The organism is Streptomyces sp. NPDC044044 (assembly GCF_056434405.1).
In genome coordinates, this window is sequence record NZ_JBWKFG010000005.1 from 655,465 (window position 1) to 678,405 (window position 22,941).

22 protein-coding genes are annotated in these 22,941 nt (G+C 69.8%); 13 read left to right on the forward strand and 9 right to left on the reverse strand.

The genetic code is table 11. The features are described from left to right. Window positions 1–5 precede the first annotated feature (5 nt). Window positions 6–1,247 carry an ATP-grasp domain-containing protein gene (locus AC07AG_RS22225; RefSeq protein WP_478756944.1) on the reverse strand — a complete coding sequence of 414 codons (1,242 nt, stop codon included), beginning with the start codon at window positions 1,245–1,247 and terminating at the stop codon, window positions 6–8. 293 nt (window positions 1,248–1,540) lie between these two features. After that, window positions 1,541–2,500 carry an RNA polymerase sigma factor SigF gene (locus tag AC07AG_RS22230; protein ID WP_478756946.1) on the reverse strand — a complete coding sequence of 320 codons (960 nt, stop codon included), beginning with the start codon at window positions 2,498–2,500 and terminating at the stop codon, window positions 1,541–1,543. A 250-nt stretch (window positions 2,501–2,750) separates the two neighbouring features. Here AC07AG_RS22230 and AC07AG_RS22235 point away from each other — a divergent pair, with 250 nt between their 5' ends. From AC07AG_RS22235 to AC07AG_RS22260, 6 genes are all read left to right on the forward strand, one after another. Continuing rightward, window positions 2,751–3,119 (forward strand): STAS domain-containing protein, encoded by a 369-nt coding sequence (locus AC07AG_RS22235; RefSeq protein ID WP_361049546.1) that lies wholly within the window; start codon window positions 2,751–2,753, stop codon window positions 3,117–3,119. 276 nt (window positions 3,120–3,395) lie between these two features. Then, window positions 3,396–3,914 (forward strand): ATP-binding protein, encoded by a 519-nt coding sequence (locus tag AC07AG_RS22240; protein WP_478756948.1) that lies wholly within the window; start codon window positions 3,396–3,398, stop codon window positions 3,912–3,914. A gap of 179 nt (window positions 3,915–4,093) precedes the next feature. Beyond that, a complete protein-coding gene (locus AC07AG_RS22245) occupies window positions 4,094–4,819 on the forward strand; it encodes an LPXTG cell wall anchor domain-containing protein (protein ID WP_478756950.1) in 726 nt (241 codons plus the stop codon). A 100-nt stretch (window positions 4,820–4,919) separates the two neighbouring features. Then, window positions 4,920–5,888, forward strand: a complete 969-nt coding sequence (locus AC07AG_RS22250) for a hypothetical protein (RefSeq protein WP_478756951.1) — start codon at window positions 4,920–4,922, stop codon at window positions 5,886–5,888. 29 nt (window positions 5,889–5,917) lie between these two features. Next, window positions 5,918–7,060 (forward strand): hypothetical protein, encoded by a 1,143-nt coding sequence (locus AC07AG_RS22255; RefSeq protein WP_478756953.1) that lies wholly within the window; start codon window positions 5,918–5,920, stop codon window positions 7,058–7,060. Beyond that, on the forward strand, window positions 7,060–8,400 hold the full coding sequence (locus tag AC07AG_RS22260) for a hypothetical protein (RefSeq protein WP_478757081.1): 1,341 nt from the start codon (window positions 7,060–7,062) through the stop codon (window positions 8,398–8,400). Before AC07AG_RS22255 ends, AC07AG_RS22260 begins: the two co-directional genes overlap by 1 nt. A 150-nt stretch (window positions 8,401–8,550) precedes the next feature. Here AC07AG_RS22260 and AC07AG_RS22265 read toward each other — a convergent pair whose 3' ends face one another. Beyond that, window positions 8,551–9,381, reverse strand: a complete 831-nt coding sequence (locus AC07AG_RS22265; RefSeq protein WP_478756954.1) for an alpha/beta hydrolase — start codon at window positions 9,379–9,381, stop codon at window positions 8,551–8,553. Window positions 9,382–9,576: 195 nt separating this feature from the next. Continuing rightward, on the reverse strand, window positions 9,577–11,073 hold the full coding sequence (locus AC07AG_RS22270; protein ID WP_478756956.1) for a peptide MFS transporter: 1,497 nt from the start codon (window positions 11,071–11,073) through the stop codon (window positions 9,577–9,579). A gap of 476 nt (window positions 11,074–11,549) precedes the next feature. Here AC07AG_RS22270 and AC07AG_RS22275 point away from each other — a divergent pair, with 476 nt between their 5' ends. Together AC07AG_RS22275 and AC07AG_RS22280 are read left to right on the forward strand one after the other, a co-directional pair. Then, the gene (locus AC07AG_RS22275; RefSeq protein WP_190083462.1) at window positions 11,550–12,227 is read left to right on the forward strand and encodes a response regulator transcription factor; all 678 of its coding nucleotides are present in this window, start codon (window positions 11,550–11,552) and stop codon (window positions 12,225–12,227) included. A 212-nt stretch (window positions 12,228–12,439) separates the two neighbouring features. After that, window positions 12,440–13,717, forward strand: coding sequence for an ATP-binding protein (locus AC07AG_RS22280; protein WP_478756958.1), 1,278 nt, complete (start codon window positions 12,440–12,442; stop codon window positions 13,715–13,717). A gap of 24 nt (window positions 13,718–13,741) precedes the next feature. Here AC07AG_RS22280 and AC07AG_RS22285 read toward each other — a convergent pair whose 3' ends face one another. Then, on the reverse strand, window positions 13,742–14,272 hold the full coding sequence (locus AC07AG_RS22285; protein ID WP_478757083.1) for a GtrA family protein: 531 nt from the start codon (window positions 14,270–14,272) through the stop codon (window positions 13,742–13,744). 239 nt (window positions 14,273–14,511) lie between these two features. Between AC07AG_RS22285 and AC07AG_RS22290 the strand changes: the two genes are divergently transcribed. From AC07AG_RS22290 to AC07AG_RS22300, 3 genes are read left to right on the forward strand one after another with little or no spacing between them, the layout of a single operon-like run. Continuing rightward, a complete protein-coding gene (locus tag AC07AG_RS22290) occupies window positions 14,512–15,630 on the forward strand; it encodes a 5-(carboxyamino)imidazole ribonucleotide synthase (RefSeq protein WP_478757084.1) in 1,119 nt (372 codons plus the stop codon). Next, window positions 15,627–16,160 (forward strand): 5-(carboxyamino)imidazole ribonucleotide mutase, encoded by a 534-nt coding sequence (gene purE / locus AC07AG_RS22295; RefSeq protein WP_478756960.1) that lies wholly within the window; start codon window positions 15,627–15,629, stop codon window positions 16,158–16,160. The genes AC07AG_RS22290 and purE overlap by 4 nt, the downstream gene beginning before the upstream one ends. Before the next feature lie 5 nt (window positions 16,161–16,165). Continuing rightward, window positions 16,166–17,365: a dipeptidase gene (locus AC07AG_RS22300; RefSeq protein ID WP_478756962.1), complete on the forward strand. Its 1,200-nt coding sequence runs from the start codon at window positions 16,166–16,168 to the stop codon at window positions 17,363–17,365. A 60-nt stretch (window positions 17,366–17,425) separates the two neighbouring features. Here the strand turns inward: AC07AG_RS22300 and AC07AG_RS22305 are convergent, their stop codons facing one another. After that, window positions 17,426–18,310, reverse strand: coding sequence for an alpha/beta hydrolase fold domain-containing protein (locus tag AC07AG_RS22305; protein WP_478756963.1), 885 nt, complete (start codon window positions 18,308–18,310; stop codon window positions 17,426–17,428). Then, window positions 18,307–18,864, reverse strand: a complete 558-nt coding sequence (locus AC07AG_RS22310) for a quercetin 2,3-dioxygenase (RefSeq protein ID WP_478756964.1) — start codon at window positions 18,862–18,864, stop codon at window positions 18,307–18,309. The genes AC07AG_RS22305 and AC07AG_RS22310 overlap by 4 nt, the downstream gene beginning before the upstream one ends. Before the next feature lie 94 nt (window positions 18,865–18,958). Between AC07AG_RS22310 and AC07AG_RS22315 the strand changes: the two genes are divergently transcribed. Continuing rightward, entirely contained in the window at window positions 18,959–19,408 is a 450-nt protein-coding gene (locus AC07AG_RS22315) for a MarR family winged helix-turn-helix transcriptional regulator (RefSeq protein ID WP_478756965.1), read from the forward strand. Window positions 19,409–19,472: 64 nt separating this feature from the next. Here AC07AG_RS22315 and AC07AG_RS22320 read toward each other — a convergent pair whose 3' ends face one another. Continuing rightward, window positions 19,473–20,630 carry an acyl-CoA dehydrogenase gene (locus AC07AG_RS22320; protein WP_478756967.1) on the reverse strand — a complete coding sequence of 386 codons (1,158 nt, stop codon included), beginning with the start codon at window positions 20,628–20,630 and terminating at the stop codon, window positions 19,473–19,475. Window positions 20,631–20,818: 188 nt separating this feature from the next. On the opposite strand from AC07AG_RS22320, the gene AC07AG_RS22325 reads away from it, so the two are divergent. Then, window positions 20,819–22,162, forward strand: a complete 1,344-nt coding sequence (locus AC07AG_RS22325; RefSeq protein WP_478756969.1) for a UDP-glucose dehydrogenase family protein — start codon at window positions 20,819–20,821, stop codon at window positions 22,160–22,162. Window positions 22,163–22,332: 170 nt separating this feature from the next. Here AC07AG_RS22325 and AC07AG_RS22330 read toward each other — a convergent pair whose 3' ends face one another. Continuing rightward, complete coding sequence (locus AC07AG_RS22330) at window positions 22,333–22,860, reverse strand: CGNR zinc finger domain-containing protein (protein WP_478756971.1); 528 nt, start codon at window positions 22,858–22,860, stop codon at window positions 22,333–22,335. Window positions 22,861–22,941 lie beyond the last annotated feature (81 nt).

The window sequence follows — 22,941 nt, forward strand, 5'->3', positions numbered from 1 at the left end:
GGCCGTCAGACGTAGAAGTCGAGCTCTTCCTGCTTCTTCAGCAGGTCGCGCATCCGGTAAGGGTCATCACCGAAGAAGTACACCAGGCCCCAGTGGGTGCCGAACGCGGTTCTCTTGGTGACCGTCTCCTCAAGTGGCGTCGAGAGGTCGTGCGACTCGTAGTAGTCGTCGTCCTCGGTCTCCTCCGGGATCTCCAGTTCGCTGACGACGCGGCGGCGCGGGTAGACACCGAAGCAGCCTGCGATCCCGGACGCGTCGACGACCTCACGCGGGAAGAAGGCGTCGATCTCCTCCTCGGTCGTCTTCGGGTCGAAGGCCAGGACAAGCCCATGGTAGGCATTGAAGCCGTATGCCCGTTCCAGCAGCTCGAACACCTTGAAGCCCGGCGGCCGGTAGGCGACTTCGCCGAAGTACATCTCGCCGTCGCTGGTGACGAAATACTCCGGGTGCACGAAGCCGAACTCGATGTCGAACGTCTTGATGAGCTTCTCGATCTGTGCCGTGATCTGCGGTCGGTACCGCTCCAGTTCGGGGGTCGCGGGCACGAACACCGAATATCCCAGCGTGACGTATTCGGAGATGTTGAGGAACTTGATCTTCCCGTTGTGCACCCACGCCTCGACCGCGAACTCCCAGCCGTCGAGGTGGGATTCCATGAGAACCGGGAATTCCTCGTCCGGAATCGTGTCGACCTCGTCAGGGGTGCGGATGACGCGGTGCCCGAGACATCCCGCCTTGTCGAACGCCTTGAGATGGATCGGGTCGTTCGGGTCGCCGTCCAGCTTGAGCAGGGTCTGATTGACGCGCTTGAGGAAGCGGGTCACGTCGTCCCGGTCGTGGGCCTCCTCGAAGATTCCCACCCGGATTCCGCCGAGTTGTGCGCGGCGCTTCATCAGCGCCTTGTCGCGCAGCAGCATGGCCTGGCCGTACAGCCGCGGGTTGTCGAGGAGGACGGAGTTGATCGCCCCCGCCCATTCGACCGTCTCCTCGTAGAGCGGGATCGCGACGTCGACCCCCTCCTTCTGAAGGGTCTCGGCGATCTCCATGGAGCGGTCGTTGAGCCGTTCGAAATTCCACGGCACGAAGGGGATGTCGTGGTCGACGCAGTACTCCTCGGCCCATTCCGGCGCCACGACGACATATCTCCTGTCGAACCGGTCGAGGGCTTCCACCGCGTTGAGACTCCAGCCAAGAAGCGCTACATAGCCCTTGTCGGGGTTCTTGGTGACCGGTTCGCCCTTTGTCATAGACCGTTTCTCCTTCGGCGCTCGCGCGCATCGGCGGCGTGGATGGTACGACCGACCGTGCCCGGCGATCCGCCGGGCAAACAACGCCGCCTCGGGAGATGCATGCGCAGTGCCGTGCCGGGTACCAGAACGTCATCGCCGCTCTCGGGGCGGCGCGGGAGAGCGATTGACCGGGGACGGAAACAACCCACCCGCCTGCCCCAGGACGCGGGGCAGACGGGTGGGTGGGTGGGAGTGATCCGCCGCGAAGCGACGGTCCAGGGACCCGAAAAAACGCCGAGCGGCGAGCAACCTCACTCGTCGACGGTCAATCCCTTGCGCAGCTTCACGAGAGTCCGCGACAGCAGTCGCGACACATGCATCTGTGAGATGCCGAGCTCTTCGCCTATCTCCGACTGCGTCATGTTGGCGACGAAGCGGAGCGAGAGGATCTTCCGGTCACGCGGCGGGAGTTCGGCGATCAGCGGCTTCAACGACTCGACGTACTCGATGCCTTCGAGTCCGTGGTCCTCGTAGCCGATCCGGTCCGCGAGCGCGCCCTCGGAGTCGTCCTCCTCGGGCTGGGCGTCCAGCGAGCTCGCCGTGTAGGCGTTGGACGCCGCCATGCCTTCGACGACCTCGTCGTTGGAGATGCCCAGGCGCTCGGCGAGCTCGCCCACCGTGGGGGCGCGATCGAATTGCTGGGCGAGTTCGTCGCCCGCCTTGGCGAGGTCCAGTCGGAGTTCCTGGAGGCGGCGCGGGACGCGCACCGACCAACTCGTGTCGCGGAAGAAGCGCTTGATCTCGCCGACGATGGTCGGCATCGCGAAGGTGGGGAACTCGACGCCGCGGCTGAGCTCGAAGCGGTCGATCGCCTTGATCAGGCCGATGGTGCCGACCTGGATGATGTCCTCCATCGGCTCGCTGCGCGAGCGGAACCGGGAGGCGGCGAACTTGACCAGGGCGAGGTTGAGTTCGACGAGAGTGTTGCGCACGTACGCGTACTCGTGCGTGCCTTCCTCGAGCGACTCGAGGCGTTCGAAGAGGGTCTTGGAAAGAGCCCTCGCATCCAGCGGTCCCACCTCGTCGAACGGCGGGATCTCAGGCAGATCGGCGAGCCCCTCAAGGGCTTCCGCCTCCGGTACGGCCGTCAGGGCCGGGACGTTGTCCGGCGTGGCTTCCGTGCGGGGACCCGGGATCTCGGTCTCGATACGGTTCGGTGAGAGTGTCGACGTCGCTCGGTCAGTGCGCGATTCGTCGAGCCGGGGTGACATGGTGTCCTCCATCGTTCTCGGCATATGGCTGCCGATGCCAATACGTGCACTGCGGTGTGCGGCGCCTCCAAAGCCGTCCGTGTTGATTACTGTCTCTTCTACCCCTACCCGTTTCCACAGCCCGGTCGCAAGTGCGTTCTGAGGCGAAATGTCCGATTCCGGGGGGATGTTCGGGTACCCGAGCGCGTGTGGAAGGCGTAATGTTCAGGGGCGTCATCAACAGCCACGACGGTCGGAAGTGAGTGACGGAATGGACCGCGGGACAGTCGGTAGCGCGCAGGGTGGCCGGCTTCTGGTCGAAGTCCGGGCCGAGGGCCCGAGCGTTGTCGTGACTCCGGCAGGTGAGTTGGATCACCACACGGCCGATGTGTTGCGTGAACCACTCGAGGCCTGCCTCGACGACGGCTTCTCGCGCCTTGTCGTCGACTGTTCGCGCCTGGAGTTCATGGATTCCACCGGACTCAATGTCCTGCTGGGGGCTCGGCTCAAGGCCGAGGCCGCGGGGGGCGGAGTGCATCTGGCCGCGATGCAGCCGGTGGTGGCCCGAGTCTTCGAGATCACGGGAGCCGAGGCGGTCTTCACTGTCCACGACACGCTCGAAGCGGCGTTGACCGACTGACCGGACGGCCCGCTGACGGAGCGTACTGAAGAGTTACGTGCCAGTTGTCTCTATGTGATCACCGCGTTACCAGCGTCACATGGGTTGCGTCGAATAAGTGGGTGTTCTCACGGTTCGGCCGGGCAGGAGACACCCTGGATCCGTCGACAGCGGTCCACGCATCAATCGTTGCCAAATCAACAGCAGGAACGGCCGAGCAGCCGATGATCCTCTTGGAGTCCCGCTACTTGTCCAGTTCCTTGTCCAGAGTCCTCTTGTCGGTGAGGTGAAGCGCTGATGAGCACCACCCGGCCTTGCTCGCCGGGCGACCGCGGTCCGGAGTACGAGACCGTCGTCGCGGACGCTCCCGTGGACCAGGCCGCTCCGGCGGCCACGGGTCGTCAGGGGCGCCAGGTCCGCAGGCTGAGCCTGACCGGCGCGAGCGGCATAGTGCCGCTCGCCCGGGACTTCGCACGCCAGGCGCTGCAGGCGTGGGGCTGGCTGCCCGCGGCGGGCGCCGATCAGCGGGCCGCGGCGGAGGACGTCCTCCTCGTCGTGTCCGAGCTGGTGACCAACGCGTGCCTGCACGCCGAGGGCCCCGACGAGCTCTGGCTCTCCTCCGACAGCAAGGTGCTGCGGATAGAGGTCTCCGACCGTGGCGCAGGCCAGCCCGCACCCCGCACCCCGCACCGCGCCGGTAGGCCCGGCGGGCACGGGATGTTCATCGTCCAGCGGCTCTGCCTGGACTGGGGAGTCGTCCGTACCCCGGGGGTCTCGGGCAAGACGGTATGGGCAGAGCTGAGCGCGCCCGTGTAGGGCCCGCTCAGTTCCCCCTTGGGTTACCCACGGTTCGTATGCGCGCCGGATCACTGAGATCCGGCGCGTTCTTTGTCTTCCCTCGACAAGGCCCCGGGCGTACCTTGAGCGCCCAATCTGATGTGCCGTCAGTAAATCCGCACCGCGGCACGCCACGACCGGCATGAGGGGAACTCGAGGTGTCGTACCAGAAACGAACGGCTGTGCTCGCGCTCGCCACGGCCTTGGCCGGCTCGGCGGTGCTGATGGCCGCCCCCGCCGCGCAGGCCGAGGTCCAGGACGTCAACTACCAGTGCAAGACGCCCATCGGGAACAAGGGCGCGGTCTCGCCGATCGATATCAAGAGCGTCAAGAGCGGCAGCGGCTACAAACTCACCATGTCCTTCCAGAAGGGCGTCTCCTCCAGCCCCGTGGAGCTGGGCAAGGGCGCGATGAAGCCGAGCGCGCTCATCAAGCTGGGCGGCGCGGAGAGCGGCACGGTGCCGGTCTCCGGGGCGCCCAACGACAAGGCGATCCCCGCCAACACCCCCATCAAGATCAGTGACCTGTCGGGGACGTACACGCCCAAGAAGAGCGGCAAGGTCACCTTCACCGCCGGTGTCCTGACGATCAAGGCGCTCGGCACGACGACGACGTGCACGCCGTCCAACAGCCCCAAGCCCTCGCTCTCGCTCGACGTGAAGGGATCGGGCGGCGGCGGCACCACGGGAGGCTCCGGCGGATCGAGCGACGACAGCGGCTCCGGCGGCTCGGCCAGCGCGCCCTCCGGAGGCGACGAGCTGCCGCAGACCGGCCCCGCGGACTCCGCGATCGCGCTCGGCACCCTCGGCGGCACGGTGCTGCTCGCGGGCGCGGCGGGCGCGCTCTGGCTGACCCGCAGGAACCAGGCGGCACGGTCGCGCTAGGCGCGGTGCGCGGCGTCGCAGGGACGCGGTGACCGCGCGCGTCCCTGCCCGACCTCCGCGTACGACGCGTACAACGCGTACGAAGATCCAGGAGCCGCCGATGCCGTCGCTGCTGTCCGTTGCACGTGCCCTCACCGTGGCCCTACTGGTGACGGGCGCGGCGCCGGCGACCTCGGCGTCCGCCGACGACTCGGGAGCGTGGTCCGTCGCGCCCTCCGCGGGAGGAGGGACGCGGCCCGCGAAGGACGGGCGGCCCTACTTCTACGTGGAGGGCACGCCCGGCTCCGTCCTCCAGGACACGGTGACGGTCACCAATCCGGGGTCGAAGCCGCGCACGGTGGAGCTGAGCGGCGCGGACGCGGACAACACCCGGGGCGGCGCGTACTCCCTGAAACGCAGCAGACCGAAGGACACCGGCTCCTGGATCACCTTCGCCGAGCGCAAGGTGAAGGTGCCGCCGCGCACCCGCGCCGAGGTGCCGTTCAGCGTGAGCGTCCCCGAGGGCGCCGTGCCGGGCGACCACCCCGGGGCGATCGTCGCGCGGGAGGGCGGCCGTGACGCCGGGGTCCGCGTACATCTGCGGGTGAGCGGCCCCACGCTGTCCGCGCTGACCGTCGAGCGCGTCAGGGCCGAGGGCGAGCGCATCTCGTACGACGTCGTCAACCGCGGCAACACGGTCCTGACACCCCGGCTCACGGTCCACGCCAAGGGCGTCTTCGGCCCGCTGCTCGACCGGGGTCCCCGCACGCTTCCGGTGGAGCTGCTCCCCGGCCGCAGGGTCACCCTGACGGAACCGTGGACCGACGCTCCCGCCCTGGACTCCGTCGAGGTCACCCTCACGGTGAAGGCGCCGGGCGGGGCCCACGACGAGGCGACCACGTCGGCCCGCTTCGTGCCGTGGGGCGCGGTGGCGGGGGTGGGGGCCGGGGTGCTGGGGCTCGCGGTGGCGGCCGTGTGGTGCGTGCGCAGGCGTAGAGGCTCCGGGGACCCACCACGGGACGAACCCGAACAGGGCGGTACGGAGCTGGAGTTGGCGGGAGTGGGTACGGGAAGGGGCGAGCAACTGTGAACGGCACCCGACGAGGCGGCACGACATCCATGGCTGCGGCCGCCGTGCTGGCGGTACTCGCCTTCCTGCTCCTCCCGGCGGGCCGGGCCACCGCCGCCGAGAAGCCGACCGTCACCCTCTCCAAGGCCGAGGCGGGCAAGGGGGGCGACATCACCGTCACGGGCAAGGGATGGCGGCCGAACGCCCTCCTGATGATGCTCGTCTGCGGCCAGTCAACGCCGGCCAGGGGCGTACCCGGCGGCACGAACTCCTGCGCCAACGACACCGGCCGCGCCGTCACCACGGACGGCAAGGGCGCCTTCAGCAAGAAGCTCCCCGTGGCGGAGCCGCCCAAGCCCTGCCCCTGCGTGGTCCACGTGGCGACGGTCACGGGGGACAAGGCCCAGGCGGACGCCCGCTTCAAGGTCGCGGGCCACCCCGTGGAACCCCTGCCCAAGCAGCAGGGCGGCGGGAAGCTCTCCGTCCTCACCGACACCGAGCTCGAGGGTTCGAGCGGCGTACTGACGTGGTTCGGCGCCCCGCCGTCCCGCAAGTTCGTCTTCACCGTGGGCAACGTCGGCTCGGCCCCCGTCAAGGACCCCGTCTTCCAAGTGGGCACCTCCCACGGCGTGTTCGCCCCGCAGTTCGAGGAACAGCAGTGGCGCGGCACCATCGCCCCCGGCAAGAAGGCCCAGATCAAGCTCCCGGTCGAGCTCTCGGCCGGGGCGCACGGCAACTACCTCGTCTCCCTGAAGTTCGGCGGCAAGGTGCTCGCCGAGCAGCCCTGGGGCGTCGGCCGCCCCTGGGGCGTCACCGTCTTCTGGGTCCTGCTCTGCGTCGTCGTGCCGGCCGCCGTCTTCCGCATCGGCATGGCGGTGGTGGACAAGCTCCGCCCGAACCGCCGCCGAGGGGGACGCGGCTCCCGCCCCGCGGGGCGTCACCGTACCGGCAGGATCTCCGAACTCACCGACCGGATACCGAAGTTGAGGCTGCCCCAGGGGGCGGTCGCGGCGGACGAAGCGGCTCGTACGCCACGTACGAAACCGCCTCGTGAGTCCGGCAAGGACGCCGCCACGAACACGGGCACCCTCCCGTGGTTCACCCCTGACACAGACCCCGGCGCAGGGACCCCACCCGCCGGACAGCTCTCCGCACCGTCAGAGAACAGCCCGACGACGAAGGGAAACACGTGATCAGCACACGACGGAGAGCGGGCGCGGCCTCGGTCTCGCTCCTGCTGGGCGGGGCGGGCATCCTGCTGGGCGCGGGCCCCGCGCAGGCGGCCGGTGTGGCGTACAAGACGGAGTGCATACCGCCCGCGATCTCAGGGCTTCCGCCCGTGCAGGGCACCACGGAGGTGGAGATCACCGCGCCGGCCACCGCGAAGGTGGGCGACGAGGTCGACGTCGTATGGAAGACGACGACGGCCGCGTCCAAGAACCCGGACGTGCTCGACCTGGACAAGGACACGGTGAAGCCGAGCGGCACCATCAAGCTGGGCGGCGGCCAGACCGGTGACCTGGCGATGACGGGCGAGCGGGTCAATCCGCCCATCAAGAAGAACAGCCCCATGATCCTGTCCGACATGAAGGGCAAGCTGAAGCTGACCAAGGCGGGCGACGTCACGCTCACCCCGGGCGCGTACAACATCAATGTCAGCAAGCCGATCTCGACCGACACCAAGTGCACGCCGAAGGAAGAGGTCAAGGCGGGCGCGACCATCAAGGTGACGGACGGCGGCGGCAGTTCGGGCGGCTCCACGTCCGGCGGCTCCACGTCGGGTGGCAGTACCTCGGGTGGCAGTACGTCGGGCGGGAGCACCTCGGGCGGCTCCACGTCCGGTGGCAGCACCTCCGGAGGCTCCACCGGTGGCGACGACGGTGGCAAGACCGACTTCCCCGGCAAGGAAGTCCAGACCCCCTACAAGTGCAAGACGCCCATCGGTGACAAGGACGCCACGTCCCCCGTCCAGATCAACGCCAAGAAGGACGGCGGGAACTACGGCCTCACCGTCGAGTTCAAGAAGTCCGTCATGGACAGCCCCGCCGACATCCCCGCGGACTCGGTGAAGCCGTCGATGGAGGTCAAGCTGGGCGGCGCGGACAAGGGCACGGTGCACGTCGAGGGCCCCACCAACAAGGACCCCATCAAGTCCGGCGACCCGATGACGATCCCTGACCTGACCGGCACCTACAAGCCGGGCGCCGACGGCAAGTCGACGCTCTCGCCGGGCGTCCTGACGGTCAAGGCACTGGGGACGACGACGACTTGCACCCCGACCAAGGCCGATGTCTCGCTGGAGATCGACACGGCGGCACAGCCGGGTGGCGCCGCCGGGGGCAGCGGTTCCGCCGGTGGCTCCGGCGACGGCTCTGCGGGCGGCTCCGCCGCGGGCGGTGGCGGCGACCTCGCGGAGACCGGCGCGGACGACAACGGGGCGTTGCGTGCGCTCGGGCTTGTCGCCGGGACCGTGATCCTGCTGGGCGGCGCGGTGTTCACGTTCCTCCCGAGGCGAAGGAACGGCCTGCGCTGAAGCCCCGTAAGGGGCGCGGGGAACTGCGCGACAAGCCACGACGGACCCGCAGACGCGGCTGCCTCCGGCGGTCTCCTGGCGGGTGCGGCTTGTCCTTGGTTGCTCGCGCAGTTCCCCGCGCCCCTGAAGGGGCGTCCCCTGGACGCCCCGTCAAACGCGCTGCCGCAGCCATCGCAGGACCGCCTGGGCGAGGCCCGGATCCCTCAGGAGCTCGCCCCCATGCGCCGCGCCCGGCTCGATACGCACGGTGGCGTCCTTCAGGCCCGCCCTCGTCTGAGCGAGGGCGAGGTCCGTGGAGTGCGCGACCGGCACGAAGTCCGCCGCCGAGTGCGTGAGCAGCATGGGCGGGTCGTCCGATCCCGATGCGTGCGACTTGGCCACCAGGTCGACCCACTTCTTCCAGCACCGCTCGGAGGCCCGGTCCGGCACGCACCCCGCGAGCAGCTCCGCCGTCCCCCGCAGCTTGCGCTGTCCCGGAGAGGCGGCACGCGTCCCGCCGTCCGCCCAGGCGCGGTAGGGCGACGCGACGGGGGAGAGGGCCACCACGCCACGCACCCGCTTGCGTCCGGCGCCGTAGGCCCCCGCGCTGACCGCGAGATGCCCGCCCGCGGACGAGCCGAGCACCAGGGGCGTGGCGCCGCCGCGCCGCTTCACCCACCGCAGCGCCGCGAGCACGTCGTCGCGCTGGGCGGGCCAGGCGGCGTCGGTGGCGAGGCGGTAGTCGGTGTCGTACACGGTGAACCCGCGTGCCGCGAACCACCGTGCACGGCCGCTCCAGTCGGTGTCCCGCACCCAGGAGCCGCCGTGCAGGATCATCAGGGCGGGACGCCCGGACCGGTCGCCGTACACGGTGATGTTCTGCCGCGCGTGCCCCCCGTACGAGAAGGTCTTGCCCGGCAACGGCTCGGGTGCGGCCTCGACGGCGGCACTGGACGACAACAACGCCACACACAGGGCGAGGACCGGCAATGTACGACGCATGGCCAGATGCTCCACCGGCGGGCCCCGCCGCCGGCACAGAAACGTTCCGCGTCACCACCACGGGTTAGCGAACGATCCTCTGTTCGCGCGAGTGGACGAACGGACGCGAGCGGACGAACGGAAAGGGCCGCCGCACCCTCACGGGTGCGGCGGCCCTTTCGTACGTCTACCGGCCCACTGGGGGCGTCGCGGACGTCAGTTCACGGAACCCATCAGTTCCTTGACCTTCTTGCGGTTCATCCAGATGCCGAAGCCCGCGATGACCGCGATGACCGCCTCGACGGCGACCGCACCCGAGTTGTTCAGGTCGATGCCGAGCTGCGGGGAGGTCAGCAGGCCGGTGACGGAGTCGCCCGCGGTGACCGCGAGGAACCAGACACCCATCATCTGGGCGGTGTACTTCGCCGGGGCCATCTTCGTGGTGACCGAGAGGCCGACCGGGGAGAGGCAGAGCTCGCCGACGGTCTGGATGAAGTAGATCGCGACCAGCCACATCGGGCTGACCTTGCCGCCGTTGTTGGCGGTGTCGATCAGCGGGATGAGGAAGACGAGGAAGGAGATGCCGATCAGCGTGAGGCTGGAGGCGAACTTGACCGCCGTGCTCGGCTCCTTGCCCCGCTTGTTCAGCCACAGCCACGCCGAGGCCACCACGGGGGCCAGCGCCATGATGAAGATCGGGTTCAGCGACTGGTACCAGGAGGTCGGGAAGTCGAACCCGAGCAGGTTGTTCGTCGTCGAGTGCTCGCCGAAGATCGACAGGGTCGAGCCGTTCTGGTCGTAGATCATCCAGAAGACGGCGGCGACGATGAAGAACCAGACGTAGCCGGAGAGCTTGGACTGCTCCAGCGTGGTCAGTTCCTTGTCGCGCTTCATGCGGACCAGGACGGTGACCGGGATGACCAGACCGGCGATGGTGAGGGGCATCAGGGCCCAGTCGGCGAAGTTGCCGGTCACACCGAGGAACGTGTAGAGCGCGACCGCGACGATCAGCCAGATCAGGCCGTTGCGCAGGGCGGACGCGCGCTGCTGCGGCGTCGCGGGCTGCGAGACGACACTGCTCTCGGCGCTGAGGTGGCGCGAGCCGAGCATGAACTGGCCGAGGCCCAGGGCCATGCCGATCGCGGCGAGCGCGAAGCCGAAGTGCCAGTTGACGTTCTCGCCCACGGTGCCGATGGTCAGCGGGGCGAGGAAGGCGCCCACGTTGATGCCGATGTAGAACAGCGTGAAGCCACCGTCACGGCGCGGGTCCTCCGGGCCGTCGTAGAGGTGGCCGACCATCGCGGAGATGTTGGCCTTCAGGAGGCCGGAACCGAGCGCGACGAGACCGAGGCCCGCGAAGAACGTGGCCGAGCTCGGCAGGGCGAGCGTGATGTGGCCGAGGATGACGACGACGGCGCCGATGGCGACCGTCTTGCGCGGTCCCCAGAATCGGTCGGCCATCCAGCCGCCGGGCATGGCGAGCAGGTAGACCATCGACATGTAGACGGAGTAGATCGCCGTCGCCGTCGTGGCGCTCATGTTCATGCCGCCGGGGGCGATCAGATAGAGCGGGAGCAGTGCTTTCATGCCGTAGAAGCTGTAGCGCTCCCACATCTCGGTCATGAAGAGTGTGGCCAGTCCGCGGGGGTGGCCGAAGAAGGTCTTCTCAGAGCCGGGGGTACCGGCGGAGTCCTTCGTCAGGCTGGACGCCATGGGTCGATCCTCGTGGGTTCGGGACGCGCGGCAGGAGCGTGTGCGCGCCCGGTGGGGGGCGGTCGGCACCGGGGTCGTACCGTCCACACCCCCACGCCCGGGGGGAGTTTCGCGCTCCGTGTCGAGGAGGGCGCTGGTACGGCGACTCCGGGATCCACGCCCTGGCGCGTCATCACGCTCAGGGCCCGACCACAGGTCATTCCTTTCAAGGCTGGCAGAAGCCGGCCCGCACATAAAAGAGACCTAAGGCCGCACAGTGGGCCAAAGGTCCTTGCATAGTGCATCAGGCGTTGGGTCACCATACGCCACGACAGTGCGGCATATGGAAGGACTTGAGAGATGGATCACAGGTTGCGGTGGAACCAGCAGCCCACTTTTGAAGGTGATCCTCAGGATCGCACCGCATAGCCGCAGGCGTCGACCATCAGCGGGCGATCACCCCACGACGGTCGTCCGGCGCGGACTACCATCACCCCATGACCCGTGTACTGCTCGCCGAGGACGACGCGTCCATCTCGGAGCCGCTGGCCCGTGCCCTGCGCAGGGAGGGCTACGAGGTAGAAGTGCGTGAGGACGGCCCGACCGCCCTCGACGCCGGGCTGCAGGGCAGCGTCGACCTCGTCGTACTCGACCTGGGGCTGCCCGGCATGGACGGTCTGGAGGTGGCCCGCCGCCTCCGTGCCGAGGGGCACACGGCGCCGATCCTCATCCTGACCGCCCGCGCCGACGAGGTGGACACCGTCGTCGGCCTGGACGCGGGCGCCGACGACTACGTCACCAAGCCCTTCCGCCTCGCCGAGCTGCTCGCCCGGGTCCGGGCCCTGCTCCGGCGCGGCGCGGCCGAGCCCCAGCAGGCACCGGCCACGCACGGCGTGCGCATCGACGTCGAGTCGCACCGCGCCTGGATGGGCGAGGAGGAGCTCCAGCTCACAGCCAAGGAGTTCGACCTGCTGCGGGTCCTGGTCCGCGACGCGGGGCGGGTCGTCACCCGCGACCAGCTGATGCGGGAGGTCTGGGACACCACGTGGTGGTCGTCCACCAAGACCCTGGACATGCACATTTCCTGGCTGCGCAAGAAGCTGGGCGACGACGCGGCGAACCCGCGGTACATCGCCACCGTGCGGGGCGTCGGCTTCCGCTTCGAGAAGAGTTAGGGGCATCGCCCCGTCAGGGGCGCGGGGAACTGCGCGGCCAGCCGTCGACGGCCTGTAGAGGCCAGTGGTCCGAACCCCGCAGACGCGTCTGCCATCCGACGGCTTCCCGGGCGGGTGCGGGATCACTTCGCTTGCTCGCGCAGTTCCCCGCGCCCCTGACGGGGCCCCATCCGGGACACTGGTGGAATCCGCACCCCGCCCGGGAGGGCATCTTGCGCCGCCGATTGATCAACAGCACCCTCGCCGTAGTCCTCGTGGTCATCGCGGTCTTCGGGGTGAGCCTCGTCATCGTCGAGACGAGGACCATCAGCAGCAGCGCCCAGGAGCGCGTCACCTCCGAGGCCCTGCGCCTGGCCAGCATCGTCGACAGCCGGCTCATCAGCGACGAGAAGATCAACGCCGAGATCCTGCGTGACGTGGCCGCGGTCGACCCCGACCGCTACGCCCTCATCGAGATCCCGGGCCGCCCCGACATCGAGATCGGCAGCCGCCCCACCGGTGACGTCATCCATGACACGGCCAAGGGCGAGGAGGGCGAGAAGGTCACCGTCGAGGAGCCGCGCACCGCGGTGACCCAGGAGGTCGGCCGCACCCTACTGATCATCGGCGCCGTGGCCCTGCTCGCGATCATCGCCGCCGTACTCCTCGCCGTACGCCAGGCCAACCGCCTGGCCTCGCCGCTCACCGACCTCGCGGAGACCGCGGAGCGCCTCGGCTCGGGCGACCCGAGGCCCCGCCACAAGCGGTACGGGGTGCCGGAGCTCGACCGTGTCGCGGACGTCCTGGACGGCAGCGCCGAGCGGATCGCCCGGATGCTGACCGCCGAGCGACGGCTCGCCGCCGATGCCTCGCACCAGCTGCGTACGCCTCTGACGGCCCTCTCCATGCGCCTTGAGGAGATCACCGTCACCGATGACCTGGACACGGTGAAGGAGGAGGCCACGATCGCGCTCGCGCAGGTCGAGCGCCTCACCGACGTCGTGCAGCGGTTGCTCACGAACTCGCGCGACCCGCGCACCGGCTCCGCCGTCTCCTTCGACCTGGACGAGGTCATCAAGCAGCAGCTGGAGGAGTGGCGCCCCGCCTACCGCAGCGCGGGCCGTGCCATCGTCAGCTCGGGCAAGCGGCATCTGCGGGCCGTGGGCACGCCGGGCGCGGTCGCGCAGGTCCTCGCGGCGCTCATCGAGAACTCGCTCATGCACGGCGGCGGCACCGTGGCCCTGCGCACCCGCGTCACGGGAAACCAGACGGTCATCGAGGTCACGGACGACGGCCCGGGTGTCCCCGCCGACCTCGGCGCGCGGATCTTCGAGCGGACCATCAGCGGCCGCAACTCGACGGGCATCGGCCTCGCGGTCGCCCGGGATCTGGCCGAGGCCGACGGAGGCCGCCTGGAGATGCTGCAGACGAAGCCGCCGGTGTTCGGGCTCTTCCTGTCGCGTACGCCGCCGCACAAGCGGGCCCAGGAGCCCGAGGAGACGGTGCGCTAGGCCGCAGGGGCCCGGCGGGCAGGGCTAGCGGGTGCCTCGTACGGCGGGGCGCTTCTCGGCGGTGTCCGCGGCCGTGGTCCCGTCCTCCAGGAACGATTCCGCACGGGCGACGGCCTCGCGCGCGGGCAGCGTCTTGAAGACCCAGGTGCGGTAGGACCAGAAGCGGAAGCAGGTCGCGATGCCGATGCCCACGAACTTGAAGATGTTGCGCTGGAGCGGGCTGTCCCAGTCGAAGCCGTAGATCGCCGCGTACAGGACGCCGTTCTCGATCACCAGGCCGACCGCGCTGAACATCAGGAACAGCGTGAGCTCCTTGGTGCGGGAGCTCTTGTCACGGTCCTTGTACGTGAAGTAACGGAAACCCACGTAGTTGAAGGCGATGGCCACGACCGTGGCGATCACGTTCGCGCGCACGGCCTGGAGGTCCGTCGTGTGCCACAGCAGGTTGGACACGCCGAAATTGACCAGCGTGCCCAGCGCCCCCACGGCCCCGAACTTGGCTACTTCGCGCGCGAGCTGCTCCAGTCGCACTCGTAGTGCGCCACGTTCCGTCATGGTGGTCGCCCCAACCCCCGTCGTCGATTCGTTCGGTCTCTTGGCCTCGTCGACGTAGTGGTGATTCGGTCGCGTCAACCCAGCCATGCTAACCAGCGACCCCCACCGGCCGCGCGTGGACGCCTCCACACTGTGGCGGCCCTGTGACGACAGAGCCCGTGCGGTGCACGGAAACCGGCCGTTCCCACGTGGCTGATACAGGCCGATACCCTGGGGGTGTGACGTTCCCGGTAGTCGGCATGGTCGGCGGCGGTCAGCTTGCCCGCATGACCCACGAGGCGGGCATCCCCCTCGGCCTCAGATTCAAGCTCCTCAGTGACACCCCTCAGGATTCCGCGGCGCAGGTCGTCAGCGATGTCGTCATCGGCGACTATCGCGACCTCGACACGCTGCGTGAGTTCGCGAGGGGCTGCGACGTGATCACTTTTGATCACGAACACGTACCCACCGAGCATCTACGGGCCCTGGAGGCGGACGGCATCCCCGTGCGTCCGGGGCCCGACGCGCTGGTGCACGCCCAGGACAAGGGCGTGATGCGCGAGAAGCTCACGGAGATCGGCGTTCCGTGCCCACGCCACCGGATCGTGCGCGATCCGGCGGACGTGGCGGCCTTCGCGGCCGAGGGCGACGGCTTCCCCGTGATCCTCAAGACGGTGCGTGGCGGCTATGACGGAAAGGGGGTGTGGTTCGTACGTTCCGTCGAGGACGCCGAAGACCCCTTCCGGGCCGGTGTCCCCGTCCTGGCCGAGGAGAAGGTCGACTTCGTACGAGAGCTCGCGGCGAACGTCGTGCGCTCGCCGCACGGCCAGGCAGTGGCCTACCCCGTCGTCGAGTCGCAGCAGGTCGACGGCGTCTGCGACACGGTGATCGCGCCCGCCCCCGACCTCTCGGAGGACCTCGCGGGCCAGGCGCAGGAGCTGGCGCTGCGCATCGCCAAGGAACTCGGGGTGGTCGGCCACCTGGCGGTCGAGCTCTTCGAGACGCGCGACGGCCGCATCCTGGTGAACGAGCTGGCGATGCGCCCGCACAACTCCGGCCACTGGACGCAGGACGGGGCGATCACGTCCCAGTTCGCCAACCACGTGCGCGCGGTGCTCGACCTCCCCCTCGGCGACCCGCGCCCGCGGGCGAAGTGGACGGTCATGGCCAATGTCCTGGGCGGCGACTTCCCGGACATGTACCAGGCCTACCTGCACTGCATGGCGCGTGACCCGCAGTTGAAGATCCACATGTACGGCAAGGACGTGAAGCCGGGACGCAAGGTCGGCCACGTCAACACCTACGGCGATGACCTGGACGACGTGCTCGAGCGCGCAAGTCACGCGGCCGGCTACCTCAGAGGAACGATCACCGAATGACCGCACCTGTAGTTGGCATTGTCATGGGCTCGGACTCCGACTGGCCGGTCATGGAGGCCGCGGCCAAGGCCCTCGACGAGTTCGAGATCCCCTACGAGGTCGACGTCGTCTCGGCGCACCGCATGCCGCGCGAGATGGTCGCGTACGGCGAGGAAGCGGCGGACCGCGGCCTCAAGGCGATCATCGCGGGGGCCGGCGGCGCCGCGCACCTGCCCGGCATGCTGGCGTCGGTGACCCCGCTGCCGGTGATCGGCGTGCCCGTCCCGCTCAAGTACCTGGACGGCATGGACTCCCTCCTGTCCATCGTGCAGATGCCCGCGGGCGTGCCGGTGGCGACGGTCTCGGTGGGCGGTGCGCGCAACGCCGGTCTGCTGGCGGCGCGCATCCTGGCCACGCACGACACCGAACTCCTGGGCCGTATGCGGGAGTTCCAGCAGGAGCTGAACGAGCAGGCCACGGAGAAGGGCAAGCGGCTTCGCGCCAAGGTCGAAGGCGCGGGTTCCGGTTTCGGCTTCGGCTCGGGAAAGTGAGCGGCATGACCTCCCCGGACAGTGCCTCTCTGGACGACGCACGCGCCCTTCTCGCCGACTTCCCGGTGGTCGACGGGCACAACGACCTGCCCTGGGCGCTGCGCGAGAAGGCGGGGTACGAACTCGACCGCCTCGACATCGCCGCCGACCAGACGGGCAGCCTCCACACGGACATCGCGCGCCTGCGGGCGGGCGGGGTGGGTGCGCAGTTCTGGTCGGTGTACGTCCGCACGGACCTGACGGGCGACGCGGCGGTGAGCGCGACGCTCGAACAGATCGACTGCGTCGACCAGTTGCTCACGCGCTACCCCGCGGACCTGCGGCGCGCGCTGACGGCCGCGGACATGGAGCAGGCGCGGGCAGAGGGCCGCATCGCGTCCCTGATGGGCGCCGAGGGCGGCCACTCCATCAACAACTCCCTGGCCACGCTGCGGGCGTTGCACGCGCTCGGCGTCCGCTACATGACGCTGACGCACAACGACAACATCGCGTGGGCGGACTCGGCGACGGACGATCCCGGGGTCGGCGGCCTCTCCGCGTTCGGCCATGAGGTCGTACGCGAGATGAACCGCAGCGGCATGCTCGTGGACCTCTCCCACGTGGCGGCGACGACGATGCGGGCGGCCCTGGACACCTCGGTGGCGCCGGTGATCTTCTCGCACTCCTCGGCGCGTGCGGTGTGCGACCACCCGCGCAACATCCCGGACGACGTCCTGGAGCGCCTGCCCGCGAACGGCGGCGTCGCGATGGTGACCTTCGTGCCGAAGTTCGTGCTGCAGGCGGCGGTCGACTGGACGGCCGCGGCCGACGAGAACATGCGGGCGCACGGCTTCCACCACCTGGACACGAAGCCGGAGGCGATGAAGGTCCACGCGGCCTTCGAGCAGTCGACCCCGCGTCCCGTCGCCACGGCCGCGACGGTCGCCGACCACCTCGACCACATGCGCGAGGTCGCAGGCATCGACCACATCGGCATCGGCGGCGACTACGACGGCACGGCGTTCACGCCGGACGGCCTGGACGACGTCGCGGGCTACCCGAACCTGATCGCGGAGCTCCTGACCCGCGGCTGGGCGAAGGAGGACCTGGCCAAGCTGACGTGGCGGAACGCGGTCCGCGTCCTGGGCGCCGCGGAGGACGTGGCGCGTGACGTGCAGTCCCGGCGCGGCCCTTCGAACGCGACGCTTCAGCAACTGGACGGCTGAGTACGCCACTTGAGGCGAAGGGCGGGGGCGGCCGATCGGCCGCCCCCGCCCTTCGCGTTCTCAGGCCACGATTCCTCGCGCGAACCGCAGCGAGTGGGCGAACACGTCCTCGACCTCGGCATCGGGCAGGCCGTGCCAGCCGTGGTCGGCGCCCGGCACCGTACGCAGCTCGACGCGTGCGGCCCCGGCGTCCCGCAGCCCGGCGGCGAGCGCCTCGCTGTGCGTGGCCGGGACCATCGTGTCCCGCTCGCCGTGGACCAGGAGGAAGGGCGGGGCGGCGCGGTGGACGTGCGCGGCGGGGCTGGCCGCGCGGGCCCGCTCGGGCACGGTGGCGGGGGCGGCGCCGAGCAGCAGGGCCTCCGGGGTCGTGGCGCTGTGCGGGTCGAACGGGCCGCGGGGGAGGGTGAGGTCGCTCGGGGCGTACCAGATCACGGCGCCGGTGGCCCTGACCGCGGGGTCCAGGGCGAGGAGCGAGGCCAGGTGCCCGCCCGCGGACTCGCCCCACACCACCGTCCTCGCGGTGTCGACGCCGAGCTCCGGTGAACGCAGCTCGAGCCAGCGCAGTGCGGCCCGCAGATCGTCCAGCGGGGCGGGGAAGCGGGCCTCGCCGCTGAGCCGGTAGTCGGCGCAGGCCACCGCGAAGCCCGCTGCCGCGATGCGCGCCAGGGGGCCCGGATTCCAGTGCCGGGTCGCCATCCCCATGTCGTCACGGCGCCCTCGCCGCCAGGCGCCGCCGTGCACGAAGAGGACCAGGGGGAGGGGCGCGTCCGCGGTGTCCGGCAGCCAGAGGTCGAGCTCCAGCGGGCGGCCGCCGTCGACCTCGCCGTACGGGACGCCGCGCAGCAGCCGCAGGTCCGGCGCCGGGCGTGCGGCGGGCGGCAGGGGCGCCACGTCCGGGTGGGGCGCGGCGATCAGGGCCCGCAGGACCGGGTCCGCGGAGCTCACCGGGTGCGCCACTGGTGCTCGGGCAGGAAGCGCACGTCGTACTGCTCGGGGACGGTCGCGAACTTGTCGGGCGCGGGCACGACGGGCTCGCGAGGCAGGCCGAGCCCTTCGGCGGGCGCCCCGAGGGTCTCGAAGAACCGCTCGAAGGTGCCGCCGGGCCCGGCGGCGACGCCGACGACCTGGCTGTGGTGGCGCTCCATGCGGTAGGCGTGCGGGCAGTTCTTGGGCACGAAGCCGAAGTCGCCGGGGGTGAGGAGCTTCTCCTGCTGCTCGCCTTCGAGGTCCTCGACGAAGAGGCGGACGGCGCCCTGGGTGACGTAGAAGACCTCGTACGTGTCCGGGTGCAGGTGGGCGGGGATGACGTTGCCCTTGGGGCCCTCGACGGTGAAGAAGTTGAAGGCGTTCTCGGTCTGCTCGCCGCCCGCGTAGATGGTGATCAGGTCGCCGAACAGATGGGCGCGATCGCCCTCGCCCTTCTCGATGACGTAGGGCTTGCCCGGTTCGGCGGGGATGCGTGAGGAGCGCCGGTAGCGGGTTGCGTACTCGATGGTCATGGCTCTCCCGGGGGTGTGGAGCGACGTTGGAATGTCAGGCAGCCTGACATAACGTGGAGGGGTCGGGCAAGCCGTCGGCGCATAGGCTCTCGACATGCACGCCACCGGCCGCAACCTCCCGCAACTGCTCGGCGACGCCCGGCGCTGGTTCGAGGACGCGCTCCTCGCGACTCTGCAGGAGGCGGGGGAGGCCCCGGTGTCCCCGACGCAGGCGGGCCTCTTCGCCGTCCTGGACGCGGAGGGCACCACCGTGTCCGAGCTCGCGCGCCGGATGGGCGTCACCCGGCAGACCGCCCATCAGGCGGTGCACGGCCTGGTCGCCGCGGGCCTGCTCGAACAGGTCCCCGACCCCGCATCCGCGCGGCAGCGGCTGATCCGCCGTACCGAGGAGGGCGCGCGCACGCACCGCAGGGCGGAACTGGTCCTGCGCCGCGTCGAGCAGGAGCTCGTCGACCGGATCGGCGAGCAGGCGGTCCGCGCGCTGCGGGCGGCGCTGGAACTCCCGTGGGGCAGCCCGCCGGTCCTCGCCCAGCCCAAGGACTGACACTCCGGAAAGCACGATCGCCCTCCCCCTGTGGCAGGGGGAGGGCGACAGATGTGGTGCCGGGCTACGGCAGGTTGCGGGCCATCACGATCCGCTGGACCTGGTTCGTGCCCTCGTAGATCTGCGTGATCTTCGCGTCGCGCATCATGCGCTCGACGGGGTAGTCACGCGTGTAGCCGTAGCCGCCGAGCAGCTGGACGGCGTCCGTGGTGACCTCCATCGCGACGTCCGAGGCGAAGCACTTGGCGGCGGCGCCCTGGAAGGTGAGGTCCGCGTCGCCGCGCTCCGACTTGGCCGCCGCCGCGTACGTCAGCTGACGCGCGGCCTCGATCTTCATCGCCATGTCCGCGAGCATGAACTGCACGCCCTGGAAGTCGCCGATCGGCTTCCCGAACTGCTTGCGCTCCTGGACGTACCCCTTGGCGTAGTCGAGCGCGCCCTGGGCGATGCCGAGCGCCTGGGCCGCGATCGTGATGCGGGTGTGGTCCAGGGTCTTCATCGCCGTGGCGAAGCCCGTGCCCTCCTCGCCGATCATGCGGTCGGCGGGGATGCGGACGTTGTCGAAGTAGACCTCGCGGGTCGGCGAGCCCTTGATGCCGAGCTTCTTCTCCGGGGCGCCGAAGGAGACGCCCTCGTCCGACTTCTCGACGACGAAGGCGGAGATGCCCTTCGAGCGCTTGGTCGGGTCGGTCACGGCCATCACCGTGTAGTACTCGGAGACGCCCGCGTTCGTGATCCAGCGCTTCACGCCGTTGAGGACCCAGGAGTCCCCGTCACGGACGGCCTTCGTCTTCATGCCGGCCGCGTCGGAACCCGCGTCCGGCTCGGAGAGGCAGTACGAGAACATGCCCTCGCCCTTGGCGAGCGGCGTCATGTACTTCTTCTTCAGCTCCTCGGACCCGGAGAGGATCACGGGGAGCGAGCCCAGCTTGTTCACGGCCGGGATAAGCGAGGACGAGGCGCAGACGCGGGCCACCTCCTCGATCACGATGACGGTGGCGAGCGCGTCGGCGCCCGTGCCGCCGAAGCTCTCCGGTACGTGCACGGCGTGCAGGTCGGAGGCGACGAGGGCGTCGAGCGCCTCCTGCGGGAAGCGGGCCTCCTCGTCGACCGCGGCGGCGAACGGCGCGATCTTCGCCTCGGAGAGCGAACGGATCGCGTCGCGGAGCATGTCGTGCTCCTCGGACGGGCGGTACAGGTCGAAATCAGCCGATCCGGCCAAGGTCTCTCACGCTCCAAGGATGCTAATTACCGTTAAGTAACCCAAATTTTAGAGGGCGGCTCACGTGAGGGATACGTGAGCTTGCCGACAGCGGGCAGCCGACGGGTGGCAATGCCGGAAACGTGCCCTGCCAGAGGCCCGACTATGCTCGGGCACCGCACTGACGCCGTAGACCCCTGGAGCACCGCATGGCCCTCAAGATCACCGTGATCGGCACCGGCTATCTCGGCGCTACGCACGCAGCGGCCATGGCCGAGCTCGGCTTCGAGGTGCTCGGCCTCGACGTCGTGCCCGAGAAGATCGAGATGCTGCAGCGGGGCGAGGTCCCGATGTACGAGCCCGGTCTTGAGGAGCTGCTCCGCAAGCACGTCGCCGGGATCGAGGGCTCCAGCGGGCGGCTGCGCTTCACCATGGACTTCGCGGAGGTCGCGGCCTTCGGTGACGTCCACTTCGTCTGCGTGAACACCCCGCAGAAGCACGGCGAGTACGCCTGCGACATGAGCTACGTCGACAGTGCCTTCGCGCAGCTCGCCCCGCATCTGACGAAGCCCGCGCTCGTCGTCGGCAAGTCGACCGTGCCGGTCGGCTCGGCGGAGCGGCTCGCGCGCGAGCTCGCCGCCGCCGCTCCGGCGGGCGCCGAGGCCGAGCTCGCCTGGAACCCGGAGTTCCTGCGGGAGGGCCTCGCCGTGCAGGACACGCTGCACCCGGACCGCATCGTCGTCGGCGTACGCAGCGCGCACGCCGAGAAGCTCCTGCGTGAGGTGTACGCGGGTCCTGTGGGCGAGGGCTCGCCCTTCGTCGTGACGGACTTCCCGACCTCCGAGCTCGTGAAGACGGCGGCCAACTCCTTCCTCGCCACGAAGATCTCGTTCATCAACGCGATGGCCGAGGTGTGCGAGGCCGCGGGCGGTGACGTCGTGAAGCTGGCGGAGGCGCTCGGGTACGACGACCGGATCGGCAAGAAGTTCCTGCGGGCCGGGATCGGCTTCGGGGGCGGCTGTCTGCCCAAGGACATCCGGGCGTTCATGGCGCGGGCCGGGGAGCTGGGTGCCGACCAGGCGCTGACCTTCCTGCGGGAGATCGACTCGATCAACATGCGGCGGCGCGGGCAGATGGTGGAGATGGCGCGCGAGGCGCTCGGCGGCGGGTCCTTCCTGGGCAAGCGGGTCGCGGTGCTCGGTGCCACGTTCAAGCCGGACTCGGACGACGTCCGTGACTCGCCCGCGCTGAACGTCGCCGGGCAGATCCATCTCCAGGGCGGCCAGGTCACGGTGTACGACCCCAAGGGGATGGCGAACGCGGGGCGGCTCTTCCCGACTCTGGCGTACGCGGAGAGCGCCGTGGACGCGGTCCGGGGCGCGGACGTGGTCCTGCACCTCACGGAGTGGCGCGAGTTCCGAGAGCTGGATGCGGAGGCGCTGGGCGAGGTGGCGTCGGAGCGGCTCATCCTGGACGGGCGCAACGCGCTGGATCCGGCGGTGTGGCGGGCGGCCGGGTGGACTTACCGGGCGATGGGGCGGCCTTCGGCCTGAGGTTTTGCGCTCGGCCTGAGGCCTTGTGCTTGGCCTGACCTGGTTCGCACGCGCGTCGGCTGCCGGTGCGTGGGTGCCGGGCGCGGTGCTGGTTCGTTTTGGGTGCGGGGCCGCGCCGGTATGTCCGTTCGCGTGCGCTGCCGAGCGTGGGTGCGTGGTGCCTTCCGGCGTCAGCGCTGTTCGGGCGGCGGCGATTTGCGTGCTCGGTACGCCCGCATCTTGGCTCGGGCGCCGCATACGCCCATGTCGCACCATCTGCTGCGGCCTGCCGGGCTTCGGTCGTAGTACACCCAGTGGCAGTCCGAGGCCTCGCATGCCTTGAGGCGGTTCCACGTTCCGGTGGTGACCGCCTCCGCGATGGCTGCCGCCACCCGTGACACCAGGGGTGACGGGTCGGCCGGAGTGAGTGACGCCGAGCCGTCCTGCGTGTCGACCCGGACCAACAGCGGTGCGCCTGAAAGGAGTTGGGAGAGTTCGGGCGCATCGGTGTGCGGCCCGTGTCCCGCGTGGGCCAGGCATGCCACCCGCAGCGACTCCCGCAGCTCCCGCGCCGCCGTCACCTCCGCGCCCGGCGACAGGGCGAACGGCGCGCGGCCCTCCGCCGTGTCCAGCGCGTCCGCGCCCGACTCCAGGTCCAGGGTGTTCACCAGCGCCTGGACCAGCGCGAGGCCTCCTGGAGCAGGTGCTCTGTCATTCATGCTTGCGACGTTACCTCTAGTGCGGGAGTATGCAGTAACCGTTACCTGTGGATAGGGTCTATTGGTAACCCGCCTGCGAAC